The sequence below is a fragment of the Corallococcus sp. CA054B genome (assembly GCF_003611625.1).
GTDB classification, from domain to species: domain Bacteria; phylum Myxococcota; class Myxococcia; order Myxococcales; family Myxococcaceae; genus Corallococcus; species Corallococcus coralloides.
This window is the reverse complement of the sequence record NZ_RAVY01000400.1, coordinates 1-1,186: the sequence shown is the minus strand read 5'-3', so window position 1 is coordinate 1,186 and position 1,186 is coordinate 1. Positions and strand designations below refer to the sequence as shown.

The following is a 1,186-nucleotide window of genomic DNA, read 5'->3' as shown; positions in this document are numbered from 1 at the left end:
AGCCGTCGCCCCTGCCTGCGCTTCCCGTGCAGTACGCGGACTACGCGGACTGGCAGCGCCGCACGCTCTCGGGTGAGACGCTGCGGCAGGAAATGGCCTACTGGGAGAGGAAGCTCTCCGGCGCTCCGGCCGTGCTGGAGCTGCCCACCGACTTCCCCCGCCCGGCCGTCCGGAGCACCGCGGGTGCGACCCTCGGCTTCACCTTGTCGCGTGAGCTGACCGAAGCCCTGCGTGGACTGGCCCACCGGGAAGGCGGCTCGCTCTTCATGGTGCTGCTCGCGGCCTGGCAGGGCCTGCTGGCGCGCTACACGGGGCAGCAGGACCTCAGCGTGGGCTCGCCCATCGCGGGCCGCACGCGCGCGGAGACGGAAGGGCTCATCGGCTTCTTCGTCAACACGCTCGTCCTGCGCGCGAAGGTGGACGCGGGCCAGTCCTTCCGTTCGCTGCTCCAGCAGGTGCGCGCCACGGTGCTGGAGGCCTACGAGCACCAGGAGGTACCCTTCGAAAAGCTGGTGGAGGTCCTGCAGCCGACGCGCAGCCTCAGCCACACGCCGCTCTTCCAGACGCTGCTCGCGCTCCAGAACGTGCCCACGGAGGACGTGCGACTGCCGGACCTCCAGCTGCGAAGGCTGGAGTCCACCCACGCGACGTCGAAGTTCGACGTGAGCGTCTTCTTCACGGAGACGACCGAAGGGCTGCGAGGCACGTTGGAGTACAGCACCGCCCTCTTCAAGCAGAGCACCGTGGAGCGGATGGCCCGCCACCTGCGCACGCTGCTGGAGGCTGTGGCCGCGAAGCCCGAGCAAGCCATGGCCCACCTGCCGCTCCTCTCCCACGACGAGCGCCAGCGCGTCCTCGTGGAGTGGAACGACACCCGCGTCACCAGCCCGACGGACGTGCCGGTCCACGTCCACTTCGCCCGGCAGGTCCAGCGCACACCTCACGCTGTCGCCCTCGTGATGGGGGATGCCTCGCTGACGTATGCGCAGCTGGATTCACGCGCGAACCAGTTCGCACATCACCTGCGTGCCCTGGGCATCGCTCCCGGTGCACGCGTCGGCCTCGCCGTTGAACGGTCCTTCGACCTGGTGGCGGCGCTCCTCGCCATTCTCAAGGCGGGCGCGGCCTTCGTCCCCGTGGACCGCAATGCCCCCGTGGAGCGCATCGCGATGCTGCTGGAGGACGC

General features: G+C 69.8%; 1 protein-coding gene. It reads left to right on the top strand.

Features of this window, described 5'->3' with window-relative positions:
* Nucleotides 1-1,186, top strand: a 1,186-nt coding sequence (locus D7V80_RS40990) for a condensation domain-containing protein (protein WP_147447407.1), incomplete at both ends; no start/stop codon positions are given.